This window comes from Mycolicibacterium hodleri (assembly GCF_025822245.1).
In the GTDB taxonomy this organism is placed as follows: domain Bacteria; phylum Actinomycetota; class Actinomycetes; order Mycobacteriales; family Mycobacteriaceae; genus Mycobacterium; species Mycobacterium hodleri.
The window spans coordinates 194,140-207,229 of sequence record NZ_JACKTL010000073.1 but is presented as its reverse complement, the minus strand read 5'-3'; the positions used below and the strand labels follow the sequence as shown (position 1 = coordinate 207,229).

Sequence of the window (13,090 nt, the reverse complement as noted above, 5' to 3'; positions counted from 1 at the left end):
CGTGCCCGAACTACCCGAGGTCGAAGCGCTCGCCGACCATCTGCGCCGCCACGCCGTGGGCCTGACGGTGGGGCGCGTCGACGTCGCGGCCCTGTCCGTGCTCAAGACCTTCGATCCGCCGCCCACCGCGTTGCACGGGCTGACGGTCGTCGGTGCCAACCGCTGGGGCAAGTACCTAGGCCTGCAGGCTGGCGACCTTCATCTGATCACGCACCTGTCGCGGGCCGGCTGGCTGCGGTGGTCGGACAAGCTGTCGGGGGTCCCGCTGCGGCCGGGTGGCAAGAGCCCCATCGCCCTGCGCGTGCACCTCGGCACCCCGGGTGACGCACCCGGTTTCGACCTCACCGAGGCCGGGACTCAAAAGCGCCTCGCCGTCTGGCTCGTCGACGACCCGATGAAGGTGCCGCAGATCGCCAGCCTGGGGCCAGACGCACTGTCGTTGAGCCTGGACGGCCTGACCGCCATCCTCAAGGGCAACACCGGCCGCATCAAGACCGTCATCACCGACCAGCGGACGATCGCCGGCATCGGAAACGCGTACAGCGACGAGATTCTGCACGTGGCGAAGATCTCGCCGTTCGCCACCTCGAGCAGGCTCGGTGAGCCACAGCTCGGTCACCTGTACGACGCCATGATCTCGGTGCTCACCGACGCGGTGACCCGGTCGGTCGGCCAGGGTGCGGCGACGCTGAAGGGCGAGAAGCGGTCTGGACTGAGGGTGCACGCGCGGACCGGTATGCCCTGTCCGATCTGCGGTGACACCGTGCGCGAGGTGTCGTTCACCGACAAGTCGTTCCAGTACTGCCCGACGTGTCAGACCGGCGGCAAGATCCTGGCCGATCGGCGAATGTCCAAGCTGCTCAAGTAGGTCCGCGGTTGGCTAGGCTGCGCGGATGACTCGCCAGAAGATCCTGATCACCGGCGCCAGCTCGGGCCTCGGCGCGGGGATGGCCCGCCAGTTCGCCGCCAAGGGACGCGACCTCGCGCTGTGCGCGCGCCGCACCGACAACCTCGAGGAGCTGAAGGCCGAACTGACCGCGCGCCATCCCGGCATCGCGGTGGCCGTCGCCGCCCTCGACGTCAACGACCACGACGCGGTACCACGGGTGTTCGCCGAGCTGAGCGACCAGCTGGGTGGCGTCGACTGCGTCATCGTCAACGCCGGCATCGGCAAGGGGCACCCGCTCGGTGGCGGGAAGCTGTGGGCCAACAAGGCCACCATCGAGACGAATCTCGTTGCGGCGCTCGTACAGATCGAGACGGCGCTGGAGATGTTCACCGCGGCCGGCGCGGGACATCTGGTGCTCGTGTCGTCGGTGCTCGGCAACAAGGGCGTGCCGGGCGTCAAGGCCGCCTACGCCGCCAGCAAGGCGGGCGTGACGTCTCTCGGTGAATCGTTGCGCGCGGAGTACCCGTCGGGACCCATCAAGATCACCGTGCTCGAGCCCGGCTACATCGAATCGGAGATGACGGCCAAGTCGAAGACCACGACGTTGATGGTCGACAACGAGACCGGCGTCAGGGCGATGGTCGACGCGATCGAGAAGGAGAAGGGCCGCGCCGTCGTGCCCGGCTGGCCGTGGTGGCCGCTCGTCGAGGTGATGAAGGTGATGCCGCCCCGGCTGACCAAATTCTTCGCCTGACCGGGCGGTTGTCGGGTCTTCCCAACGCGTGGCAAGGCCGTTACGCCGCGTCCCGCCGCGTCGCCTCGGGGTGTCGACCGCTCAGCTTCTTGCGCAACGTGTCTCGAGATCGGTGCATCCTGGTCAACACCGTGCCCGGCGAGACCCCCAACACCCGTGCCGCCTCCCGGCTGTCCAGCCCCATGACGGCCACCAGGAACACGGTCCTGCGCATCGACTCGGACAGGCATCCCATGGCGTCGACGACGTCGGGATCGAAATCGGCGTCGAGCAACCGGCTTTCGGCGGATCTCTGGTCGCGGGTGACAGCCGAGGACGCGATGGCCTTGGCATCGATCGCGTCGTCCAACGTCGTCTCCACCGGACGGCGCGACGCGACTCGGTGGCCGTCGATCCAGGTGTTCCGCATGATGGTCATCAGCCAGGACTTCAGGTGGGAGTCCGGCCGCAACCCTCCGTAGGCCTTGAACGCGCTCAGCATGGTCTCCTGCAGCAGGTCCTCGGCGTCCGCCGCATTCTTCGTGCGGCTGAGCGCGTATCGGTACAACTGCGTGCGAAACGGCAGGACGTCCTGCGCGAAGTCGCCCGAGAGGCGAACGAGGGTGGCGCTCGGGTCCGTCGCCGCCGTGGGCGAGAAATCCATCGATTCGTTGGTCACGAGATCGATGGTCGTCCGGACGCACCTTCGCTGCTTGGAGATCTCGTGTAGATGCGCTGGAGATCGTCGGCGCGTTAGGCAGACCTGCCGCGCTCGGCCCGGTAGTGGCGCACCAGCGCGTCGGTCGAGCTGTCCGACTGCTCCTCCGGCGCGGCGTCCTCGGTGAGCACGGGCAGCAGTGAATTCGCCTGCGTCTTGCCGAGTTCCACACCCCACTGGTCGAAGGAGTCGATGCCCCAGATGACGCCCTCGGTGAACACCTGGTGTTCGTAGAGGGCGACCAGCTGACCGACCACCGACGGCGTCAACTTGGTCGCCAGGATCGAGGTGCTGGGCCGGTTGCCAGGCATCACCTTGTGGGGAACCACCTCGGGCTTGGTGCCTTCGTCGGCGATCTCCTCGGCGGTCTTGCCGAACGCCAGCACCTTGGTCTGGGCGAAGAAGTTGCTCATCAGCAGGTCGTGCATGCTGCCGGTGCCGTCCCGGGTGGGCAGGTCGTCGGTGGGCTGGGAGAACCCGATGAAGTCGGCCGGGATCAGCCGCGTGCCCTGGTGCAGGAGTTGGTAGAACGCATGCTGGCCGTTGGTTCCTGGTTCGCCCCAATAGATTTCGCCGGTCGACGTGGTGACGGGGGTGCCGTCGGCGCGCACCGACTTGCCGTTGGACTCCATCGTCAGCTGCTGCAGGTACGCGGCGAAACGGGCCATGTCGTTGGAGTACGGCAGGACGACGCGGGACTGCGCGTCGAAGAACTCGTTGTACCAGAGCCCGATGAGGCCAAGCAGCACAGGCGCATTGGCTTCCAGCGGGGTGGTGCGGAAGTGCTCGTCGACGATGTGGAAGCCGGCGAGGAACTCGGCGAAGCGCTCCTTGCCGATCACCGCCATCACCGACAACCCGATCGCCGAGTCCACCGAGTAGCGGCCGCCGACCCAGTCCCAGAAGCCGAACATGTTGGCGGTGTTGATGCCGAACTCGGAGACCAGCTTCGCGTTGGTGGACACCGCGACGAAGTGCTTGGACACCGCCTCGTCGCCGAGCGCGTCGGTCAGCCAGCGGCGGGCCGCGGTCGCGTTGGTCAGCGTCTCCAGCGTCGAGAACGTCTTCGAGGCCACGATGAACAGCGTCGTCGCGGGGTTCAGCCCGTCGAGCTTGGCGACCAGGTCGGCGGGGTCGACGTTGGACACGAAGCGCGCCGAGACGCCGGCGTCGGCGTAGTGGCGCAGCGCCTGGTACACCATCACCGGACCCAGGTCCGAGCCGCCGATGCCGATGTTGACGACGGTCGTGATGCGCTCGCCGGTGGCGCCCGTCCATTCACCGCTGCGCAGTTCGTCGGTGAAGGACCCCATCGCGTCGAGCACCTCGTGCACGTCGGCGACGACGTCCTGCCCGTCGACGGTCAGGGTGGCGTCCTTGGGCAGCCGCAGCGCCGTGTGCAGCACCGCGCGATCCTCGGAGGTGTTGATGTGTACGCCGGCGAACATGGCGTCGCGCTTGGCCTCCACATCGGCGGCCTTGGCGAGGTCGACGAGCAGGGCGAGCGTCTCCCGCGTCACCCGGTGCTTGCTGTAGTCGACGTAGAGATCGCCGAGGGTGAGCGTCAGCTCGCGACCGCGGGCGGGGTCCTCGGCGAAGAACTCCCGCAGGTGCTTGTCCCCGATCTCCTGGTGATGGCGAACCAATGCGTTCCACGCCGGAGTCGCGGTGATGTCGGAAATCTGGACGGTCTCGGCACTCATATCTCGACCCTAGTGCGGCGTCGCTTTCGAGGGTGTAAATGATGGACGTATGGACATCGAAAAGCTCCTGTCATCCGTGCCGACCGGTTTGTGGATCGGAGGTGAGGAGCGCAAGGGGTCGTCGACCTTCGACGTGCTGAACCCCGCGACCGACGAGGTGTTGACAACCATCGCCGACGCGACGCCCGAGGACGGCATCGCCGCACTCGACGCGGCCGCCGGCGTGCAGAAGGAATGGGCCGCCACCGCCCCCCGCGAACGCGGTGAGATCCTGCGCGCGGTGTTCGAGGCCATCACCGCCCGCGCCGAGGAATTCGCGACGCTGATGACCCTGGAGATGGGCAAGGTGCTCCCCGAGAGCATGGGCGAGGTCAAGTACGGCTCGGAGTTCTTCCGTTGGTTCGCCGAGGAGGCGGTCCGCATCGACGGCCGCTACACCCGCAGCCCAGCGGGCACCGGTCGCATCATCGTCACCAAGCAGCCGGTCGGCCCGTGTCTGGCGATTACGCCGTGGAACTTCCCGCTGGCGATGGGCACCCGCAAGATCGGTCCCGCGATGGCGGCGGGCTGCACGATGATCATCAAGCCCGCGGCGGAGACCCCGCTGACGATGCTCTTGCTGGCCAAGCTGATGGACGACGCCGGGCTGCCCAAGGGCGTGCTGTCGATCCTGCCGACGTCCAAGGCCGGCGAGCTGACCACCGCGCTGATCGACGACGGCCGGCTGCGCAAGCTGACCTTCACCGGATCCACCGGCGTCGGCAAGATGCTGGTGAAGCAGAGCGCCGACAAGCTGCTGCGGCTGTCGATGGAGTTGGGTGGCAACGCGCCGTTCGTCGTGTTCGACGACGCGGACGTCGACGCCGCGGTCGAAGGCGCGCTGCTGGCCAAGATGCGCAACGGCGGTGAGGCCTGCACGGCGTCGAACCGCTTCCACGTCGCCAACGCGGTCCGCGCGGAGTTCACCGAGAAGCTCGTCAAGAGGATGAGCGAGTTCACTCTCGGCAACGGGCTGGAGGAGTCCTCGAAACTGGGCCCGCTGATCAGCGCCAAGCAGGTCGCCACCGTCGAGGACCTGGTGTCCGACGCCGTGTCCAAGGGTGCGACGGTCGCCGTCGGCGGGGTGGCGCCGGAGGGGCCGGGCCACTTCTACCCGGCGACCGTGCTGTCCGAGGTCCCCGCGACCGCGCGCATCTTCAAGGAGGAGGTGTTCGGCCCGGTCGCTCCCGTCATCGGATTCGACACCGAGGAGGAGGGCATCGCGGCGGCCAACGCCACCGAGTACGGGCTGGCGGCCTACATCTACACGCAGGGGCTGGACCGCGCGCTACGCGTCGCCGAGGCCATCGAGGCGGGCATGGTCGGCGTCAACCGCGGCGTCATCTCCGACCCGGCCGCCCCCTTCGGCGGCGTCAAGGAATCCGGCTTCGGGCGTGAAGGCGGCACCGAGGGCATCGAGGAGTACCTCGACACGAAGTACATCGCGCTGACGAACTAGGGCGCTCGCCCAGTGTGTGGGTTGTGGACGCCAATCGCGGCTTCGCGCGTCCACAACCCGCACGGTCGGCGCTAGTGGCCGAGGCGACCGCGGCCGAGTCGCAGCAGAATCATGGCGAGATCCTTGCCCTCGGGTCCGAGCGAGCTGTATCGCTCGATGACCTTCATCTCGCGGCTGTGCACCAGCCGCGTGCCGCCGGAGGCCATCCTGGCCTTGCCGATCGTCTGCGACACCTCGGCACGCCGCTGGACGGCGGCCAGGATCTCGGCGTCGAGCCGGTCGATCTCCAAGCGCAGCTCGTCGATGTTGGGTGTGGGTTCGGTTTCGACACTCATGTCTGACTCCGCATCGTCTTCTCGGGTGGGTTCTGGTCTCATCCGAATACGGGCCTCACGCGAAAGAGAAAGAGCCCCGGATCCGGAAGCGGACCGCGGGGCTGAAGGGCAAGCAGCTAGACCACGGACACCGGCAGCCGGTATCCGTACGGAAATCGTCCCTGCACATCGAGCACGGATCGAGTGTGCCACCAAGGGCCACGTCCGCGCAAAGAACGGTTCCGATGCGCGGCACCGTCGCGGTGTCTCTGGTCAGCGGTAAGTTGAATCCGACATGACGATCGCTACTGAGACGGATCAACTGCTGGACGGGCTCAACCCACAGCAGCGCAAGGCGGTGCTGCACGAGGGCTCGCCCCTGCTGATCGTCGCGGGCGCCGGGTCGGGGAAGACCGCGGTGCTCACGCGCCGCATCGCCTACCTGCTGGCCGCCCGGGACGTCGGGGTGGGGCAGGTGCTGGCCATCACCTTCACCAACAAGGCCGCCGCCGAGATGCGGGAGCGCGTAGTCGAGCTGATCGGTCCCCGTGCGCGGTCGATGTGGGTGTCGACGTTCCACTCCACCTGTGTGCGCATCCTGCGCAATCAGGCGTCACTGCTCCCCGGACTCAACTCGAACTTCTCGATCTACGACTCCGACGACTCGCGCCGCCTGCTGATGATGATCGCCAAGGACATGGGGCTCGACACCAAGCGGTACTCGCCGCGGCTACTGGCCAACTCGATCTCCAACCTCAAGAACGAGCTGATCGATCCCGACAAGGCGGCCTTCGAGGCGTCCGAGGGCGAAGACGACCTCGCCCGCATCGTCGCCCAGGCCTACGCCGAATACCAACGCCGCCTGCGCGGCGCGAACGCCCTCGACTTCGACGACCTGATCGGTGAGACGGTCGCCGTTCTCCAGGCCTTCCCACAGATCGCCCAGTACTACCGGCGTCGTTTCCGGCACATCCTGGTCGACGAATACCAGGACACCAACCACGCTCAGTACGCGCTGGTGCGAGAGCTCGTCGGCCACGATCTGGCCGACGGCGCCGACGGCGTTCCGCCGGCCGAGTTGTGCGTCGTCGGCGACGCCGACCAGTCGATCTACGCCTTCCGCGGGGCCACCATCCGCAACATCGAGGACTTCGAACGCGACTACCCGAACGCGACGACGATCCTGCTGGAACAGAACTACCGGTCGACGCAGAACATCCTGTCCGCCGCGAATTCCGTCATCTCCCGAAACACCGGGCGCCGGGACAAGCGGCTGTGGACCGACGCCGGTGAAGGCGAGCTGATCGTCGGCTACGTCGCCGACAACGAACACGACGAGGCGCGGTTCATCGCCGAGGAGATCGAGTCGCTCACCTCTCGCGGTGACGTGAACTACTCCGACGTCGCCGTCTTCTATCGCACCAACAACAGCTCGCGTGCCGTCGAAGACGTGTTCATCAGGGCGGGCATCCCGTACAAGGTCGTGGGTGGCGTCCGGTTCTACGAGCGCAAGGAGATCCGCGACATCGTGGCCTACCTTCGCGTGCTGGACAACCCCGGTGACGCCGTCAGCATGCGACGCATCCTCAACACCCCGCGCCGGGGGATCGGCGACCGCGCCGAGGCGTGCGTCGCGGTCCACGCGGAGAACACCGGCGGTTCGTTCAACGACAGCTTGCAGGCCGCCGCCGAAGGCCGGGTGCCCATGCTGAACACGCGCTCCGAGAAGGCGATCGCCGCCTTCGTCGCGCTGCTCGACGAGTTGCGCGGTCTACTCGGCGACGAGCTGGGCAACCTGGTCGAGGCCGTCCTCGAACGCACCGGATACCGCCGCGAGCTCGAGGCGTCGAGTGATCCCCAAGATCTGGCGCGGCTTGACAACCTCAACGAATTGGTCAGCGTCGCACACGAATACAGCATCGACGCGGCCAACGCCGCGGCGCTGCGCGAGGAGGATCCCGAGCTTCAGGACGAGGACGTGCCCGACACCGGCGTGCTGGCCCAGTTCCTGGAGCGCGTGTCGCTGGTGGCCGACGCGGACGGCATCCCCGACGAGGGGTCCGGCGTCGTGACGATGATGACGTTGCACACCGCGAAGGGCCTGGAGTTCCCGATGGTGTTCGTCACCGGGTGGGAGGACGGCATGTTCCCGCACATGCGTGCCCTCGGCGACCCGATGGAGCTGTCCGAGGAGCGACGGCTTGCCTACGTCGGCATCACCCGCGCCCGGCAACGGCTGTACCTGAGCCGCGCGAAGGTGCGGTCGTCGTGGGGTCAGCCGATGCTCAACCCCGAATCGCGGTTCCTGCGCGAGATTCCGCAGGAGCTCATCGACTGGCGGCGGGTGGAGGCGCCGCAGTCGTCGTTCGGCGTACCGGTCAGCGGGGCCGGACGGTTCGGTACGCCGCGGCCCGCGCCGGCCCGCACGTCGGGCGCCCGGAACCGGCCGGCGATCACGCTGGAGCCCGGCGACCGCGTCACGCACGACAAGTACGGTCTCGGCCGGGTGGAGGAAGTGTCCGGCATGGGTGAATCCGCGATGTCGCTCATCGACTTCGGCAGCGCGGGCCGGGTCAAGCTGATGCACAACCACGCGCCGATTCAAAAGCTCTAATCCGGGTGGTTCCACGGCCCGTCGACGAGCTCGGCGGGAACCGGTAGTCGCGGCTCCGCCAGCGGTGGCACCTTGCCGAGCAACGGGTTCTGGTCGAGGAGGGCGCCAGCGGTGCGGCCCCGACCCCAGCCGATCATCGCGCGATAGCCGCCGAGCAGTCCGCTCCGGGCGACGGCGTGTTCGTCGGCGTGCGGGCTGTCCGACGCCACCGGTGCCGAGACGGGAGAGACGTAGAGCGCGTCGGTCGGGCAGTACGCCTCGCACATGAAGCACGTCTGGCAGTCGGATTGCCGGGCGATGACCGGCACCCCGTCCTCGCCCCGGTCGAATACGTCCGTCGGACACACCTTTACGCAGAGGTCGCATGCGATGCACGCCGCCGCGCTGACGATCTCGATCACGCCGCGGACTCCGAGGAAACGAGGTGGGGGAGCACCGGATCGGGAGCCGTCCACACCTCGTCCAGGCCGCCCACCAGGATTCGGTGGTCGAGGCGGTGGTCGCGGGTCGGGAGGTCCTCGCGACGGTGCAGCCCGCGACTCTCCGTCCTGGCCAACGACGACGCGGTGATCCACCTGGCCGCGGCGACCATGGCGACCGCCTGGCGCGGCTTGTAGGCGGCGCGACGGGGCACCGGCGCCAGCCCCTCGGACACGTCGCGCCACAGGCCCTCCAGCGCGGCGGCGGACTCGGTGAGCCGGTCCGCCGACTTCAGGAAGCTGCGCAGGGGCGGCAGCACGTGGGATTGGGCGGCGCGGACGACGTCGTCGACGGTCGGCGCTCCGGCGCGTCCGGGCCGGATGCCCAGACCCGGTTCCACCGGCGGGTGCCCGGCCGTGCGGGCCCGCCCGCGGCTGAACTCCGCCGCCCCGCGGCCGGCGAACGTGCCCGACGCGATCGCCCACGAACCGTTGCGGCTGCCCCCACCGCTGACCGCTCCGGTGATCAATTCGCGCGTCGCGGCGTCGCCCGCGGCGAAGAGGCCGGGAACCGTTGTCGCACAATCGGGTCCGGTCAGACGCAGGCCGCCCGTGCCGCGGACCGAGCCCTCGTGGATCATTCGGATCGGGTAGGCGGTGGTGAACGGATCGATGCCAGCCTTGTCGAGCGGCAGGAAGTAGTTGGGTTGGGCGTCTCGCATCGTCTGACGCATCTCGAGGGGGGCCCGGTCCAGTCGGGCGAACACCCGGCGCCCCTGGGTCAACACGCGCTGGGCGTCTTGGCGCCCGCCCAGTCCGAGCTCGGTGGCCAACGGTCGGCCGAACTCGTCGTAGAAGCTGGCCCACTGCAGCATTCGGCCCTTGGTGTGGACGCCCCATTCCGGCGCCAACGCATAGGCGCCGGAGAATTCCATGCCGGACAGGCTGGCGCCCAGTTCGGCGGCCATCAGCAGCCCGTCCCCGGTGTCGACGTTGGTGCCGAACGTCCCGGACAGGAAGGCGGTCCCGCCCGTCGCCAGCACCACGGCGCCCGCCGAGATCTGCCATGGCCGCCCGTCGTCCTGGCGGGCGATCCCCCTGGCCCCGTCGACGACGCCCTCGGCGTCGGTGCGCAACTCCAGGGCGGGGTGGTGGTCCAAGATGCGGACGCCGCTGCGGTGGGCCTTGCGGCGCATGCGGCGCATGTATTCGGGGCCCTGCAGGCTGCTGCGCAGGGGCTGACCGTCGGGCGCGGACGGGAAGGGGTAGCCCCACTGCGCCAACTCCTCGACGCGGTCCCACGACGTGGCGAGGACGCGGAACATCCACTCCGAGTCGGTGAGTCCGCCTGCGGCCACCTCGGATTCGCGGACCGATTCCTCTCGGCGCCGGCCCCGCGGGATCAGCCACAGATTGTTGCCACCGGCGGCCGTGGCGCCGCTGGTTCCGCAGAAGCCCTTGTCCACCAGGGTGACTCGGCTTCCGGCCTCCGCGGCGGAGATGGCCGCCCAGGTCGCGGCCGGTCCACCCCCGACGACCAAGACGTCGGTGGTCAGCTCGTCGACGTCACGCGGACTGGTCATGACCGACCTCTTCCTGAACACCGAGTTCGGCGAGCAGGGTGCGACGCAGGTCGTCGAAACCGTCGTCGCCCCGACTGCGGGGGAAGGGCAGGTTGACCGGCCGGTCCAGGGACACCCGGCCCCCGGAGAGCACCACCACTCTGTCCGCGAGCAGGATCGCCTCGTCGACGTCATGGGTGACGTGGAGAACGGCCATGTGTCTGCGGGACCACAGGTCGTGCAACAGTCGGTACATCTTGAGCCGGGTGAGGGCGTCGAGCGCGCCGAACGGTTCGTCGAGCAGAAGGAGGTCGGGTTCGCGGACCAAGGCCCTGGCCAGCGAGACCCGTTGCGCCTCACCGCCTGAGAGCATCAACGGCCACGCGCGGGCCTTGTCGGAGAGGCCCACCTCGGCCAGCGCGGCGCGCCCGCGAGCGTCGCGGCCCAGCGAGTCCGGGCCGTCGTCGGCCAACGCGAAGGTGACGTTGGCCAGGGCGCGGCGCCACGGCAGCAACCGTGGGCTTTGGAAGACGACGGCGCGTGAGCGGGGAGCGACGACCGATCCGGTGACGTGCTCGTCCAGCCCGGCGATCGCCCGCAGCAGGGTGCTCTTTCCGGAGCCCGAGCGGCCCAGCATCGCTACGAATTCGCCGTCGGCGATGTCGAGCTCGAAGTCGTCGAGCACCTGTTGTGGCCCGAAGTTGCGCCGCAGTCCGCGGATCGTGACGACCGATTGGCTCACGCGACGCCGTCGAACCCGTTGCGCCAGGACAGAAGCAACCGCTCCAGGACCCGGACGAAGGCGTAGGACAGCAGGCCGGCGATCGCATAGATGACGATGACGAGCAACGAGATGTCGAACTGAAGGTTGGTCTGCGCCCGCGACATCAGGTAGCCGATGCCCTTGGTGGTGTTGATCATCTCGGCGAAGATCAGGCTGAGCCACGCGCTCGACAAGCCGAGACGAAGTCCCACCAGGAAGTTCGGCATGGCACCGGGCAGGATGACCTGGGTGATCAGGGTGCCGCGGCGCGCCTTCAACGTCTGGGCCATCTCGACGAGTTGCCGGTCGACGCCGCGGATGCCGGCGTAGGTGTTGATGTAGATCGCGATGGCGACACCGGTGGTGATGAGCACGATCTTGGGTCCCTCGCCGATGCCCATCCAGATGATGAGCAGGGGTGTGAGAGCGAAGTTCGGTACGGCCTTGAAGATCTGCATGGTCCAGTCGAGGAGGTCCTCGCCCGTGCGCGTGAGGCCGGCGACGACCGCGAGCGCCACGCCGATCAGGATGCCGAGGACCGTCCCGGTCAGCACCCGCGTCGCCGATGCGCCGACGTGGGTGGCGAGTTCCCCGTCGCCGAGAAGCCTCCACGCGGTGGCGGCGACCTGAGCGGGCGGTGGAAACAGGTCGGGGTCCAGCCACTCCGTCGCGGCGCCGACGGCCCACGCCGCGAGGATGACGCAGGGACCGACCATGCGGCGGACCGCACGCGGGGTGCGCGTCCAAAGTCCCCTTCTGGCGCGATGTTCGGCGACGACCTCGATCAGATCGGGACCCGGTCGCGCGGCGGTGGCCGCGACGATCTCGGCCGTGGTCACGGCTTGGCGCCGATCCACTCGTCGACGGAGTACTGGCCGGCGAGTGAACCGTCGGCGTTCAGGAAGTCGTACGCGTCCTGGAGCTGCTTGACGCCGATCTGGGGGAACGGCTCGGTGTTGAACTCGTCGGCCTGGGTCGACTGCTTGACGTACTCGAACTTGCTGCCGTCGGTGTCGGCGACCCAGTGCAGGTAGTCGTCGAAGTGGTTCCTGATGTCACCGTTGACTGCGGTGATCGCGCGCTGCCACGCGGCGCGGAAGTCGGGATGGCCGTCGGTGAAGGACGTCAACGCGATGTTGGTTCCGGTGCTGCCCATGCCATGTCGCGACAGACTGTCGATGACGGGGTAGCCCTTCTGCTGCAGGTCCACCGAGCTGGCGCCGCTGAGGACCGTGGCGTCGATCTGACCCGAACTCAGTCCGGCGATGGACTCCGGCGTCGGCACGTCCTTGACGTCGATCTTGCCCGTGAGGCCGGCGGCCTCGATGAGCTGGCGCGCGGTGCGGTCGCGGATGGTTCCCTGCGGTGCGGTGATGTTCTTGCCGACCAGCCCCTGGATGTTGGTGGGGCCACCTCGCGCGCCGATGATCTGCATGTCGCTGTTGACCGAATCGAAGGACAGCAGAACCACTTTCGGGTCTCGGCTGCGGGCCCGCAGCGCGGGATTGTCGCCGACGGCGGCCACGTCGACGGCTCCCGCGATGAGGGCCGAGACGGCGTCTCCGCCGGACTGGAAGAAGGAGTACTCGATCTTGTCGACCCCGGCCGCCTTCAGCTCCTTGGTGAGTATGCCCTGACGGTCGCCCCATCCCAGCGATCCGGCGGGAGTCCCCGTCACCGACGTCGCGCCGATCCGCAGGGTGTAGCCGCCGGAACCTCCGTCGCCGGTACTGCAGGCGACGGCCGTGGCGGCCAGGACGGTCGCCAGTGCGGCGTGGAAGATGCGGCTGAGCATTGGAGTGGAGCCTCCGGATCGAATCTGTGGCAGAACGCAGGGACGTTCAGTACAGCTGATTCACAGGTCCGGGTCGATCGTT

General features: G+C 68.3%; 12 protein-coding genes. 4 read left to right on the top strand and 8 right to left on the bottom strand.

Translation table 11 applies throughout. From position 1 onward, the window contains the following. Position 1: 1 nt before the first annotated feature. Positions 2-868 carry an Fpg/Nei family DNA glycosylase gene (locus H7J06_RS32255; protein WP_308205848.1) on the top strand — a complete coding sequence of 289 codons (867 nt, stop codon included), beginning with the start codon at positions 2-4 and terminating at the stop codon, positions 866-868. Between the two features lie 25 nt (positions 869-893). Next, positions 894-1,643 (top strand): SDR family oxidoreductase, encoded by a 750-nt coding sequence (locus H7J06_RS30800; RefSeq protein ID WP_264043590.1) that lies wholly within the window; start codon positions 894-896, stop codon positions 1,641-1,643. A gap of 40 nt (positions 1,644-1,683) precedes the next feature. On the opposite strand, the gene H7J06_RS30795 is transcribed toward H7J06_RS30800, so the two are convergent. Together H7J06_RS30795 and pgi are read right to left on the bottom strand one after the other, a co-directional pair. Continuing rightward, on the bottom strand, positions 1,684-2,301 hold the full coding sequence (locus H7J06_RS30795) for an RNA polymerase sigma factor (RefSeq protein ID WP_264043588.1): 618 nt from the start codon (positions 2,299-2,301) through the stop codon (positions 1,684-1,686). A gap of 74 nt (positions 2,302-2,375) precedes the next feature. Continuing rightward, positions 2,376-4,043: a glucose-6-phosphate isomerase gene (gene pgi / locus H7J06_RS30790; RefSeq protein ID WP_264043586.1), complete on the bottom strand. Its 1,668-nt coding sequence runs from the start codon at positions 4,041-4,043 to the stop codon at positions 2,376-2,378. 49 nt (positions 4,044-4,092) lie between these two features. On the opposite strand from pgi, the gene H7J06_RS30785 reads away from it, so the two are divergent. Further along, positions 4,093-5,541 (top strand): NAD-dependent succinate-semialdehyde dehydrogenase, encoded by a 1,449-nt coding sequence (locus H7J06_RS30785; RefSeq protein ID WP_264043584.1) that lies wholly within the window; start codon positions 4,093-4,095, stop codon positions 5,539-5,541. 71 nt (positions 5,542-5,612) lie between these two features. On the opposite strand, the gene H7J06_RS30780 is transcribed toward H7J06_RS30785, so the two are convergent. Beyond that, positions 5,613-5,918: a chorismate mutase gene (locus H7J06_RS30780; RefSeq protein ID WP_264043582.1), complete on the bottom strand. Its 306-nt coding sequence runs from the start codon at positions 5,916-5,918 to the stop codon at positions 5,613-5,615. Between the two features lie 232 nt (positions 5,919-6,150). Here H7J06_RS30780 and pcrA point away from each other — a divergent pair, with 232 nt between their 5' ends. Further along, complete coding sequence (gene pcrA / locus H7J06_RS30775; protein WP_264043580.1) at positions 6,151-8,469, top strand: DNA helicase PcrA; 2,319 nt, start codon at positions 6,151-6,153, stop codon at positions 8,467-8,469. Here pcrA and H7J06_RS30770 read toward each other — a convergent pair. The 5 genes from H7J06_RS30770 to H7J06_RS30750 are packed head-to-tail and all read right to left on the bottom strand — an operon-like array spanning position 8,466 to position 13,008. After that, positions 8,466-8,870 (bottom strand): 4Fe-4S binding protein, encoded by a 405-nt coding sequence (locus H7J06_RS30770; protein WP_264043578.1) that lies wholly within the window; start codon positions 8,868-8,870, stop codon positions 8,466-8,468. The two genes, pcrA and H7J06_RS30770, sit on opposite strands and share 4 nt — an antisense overlap. After that, positions 8,867-10,471, bottom strand: coding sequence for an FAD-dependent oxidoreductase (locus tag H7J06_RS30765; RefSeq protein WP_264043577.1), 1,605 nt, complete (start codon positions 10,469-10,471; stop codon positions 8,867-8,869). The genes H7J06_RS30770 and H7J06_RS30765 overlap by 4 nt, the downstream gene beginning before the upstream one ends. Beyond that, a complete protein-coding gene (locus H7J06_RS30760) occupies positions 10,455-11,192 on the bottom strand; it encodes an ABC transporter ATP-binding protein (protein ID WP_264043575.1) in 738 nt (245 codons plus the stop codon). The genes H7J06_RS30765 and H7J06_RS30760 overlap by 17 nt, the downstream gene beginning before the upstream one ends. After that, positions 11,189-12,052, bottom strand: a complete 864-nt coding sequence (locus tag H7J06_RS30755) for an ABC transporter permease (protein WP_264043573.1) — start codon at positions 12,050-12,052, stop codon at positions 11,189-11,191. The genes H7J06_RS30760 and H7J06_RS30755 overlap by 4 nt, the downstream gene beginning before the upstream one ends. Further along, positions 12,049-13,008 carry an ABC transporter substrate-binding protein gene (locus tag H7J06_RS30750; RefSeq protein WP_264043571.1) on the bottom strand — a complete coding sequence of 320 codons (960 nt, stop codon included), beginning with the start codon at positions 13,006-13,008 and terminating at the stop codon, positions 12,049-12,051. Before H7J06_RS30750 ends, H7J06_RS30755 begins: the two co-directional genes overlap by 4 nt. Positions 13,009-13,090 lie beyond the last annotated feature (82 nt).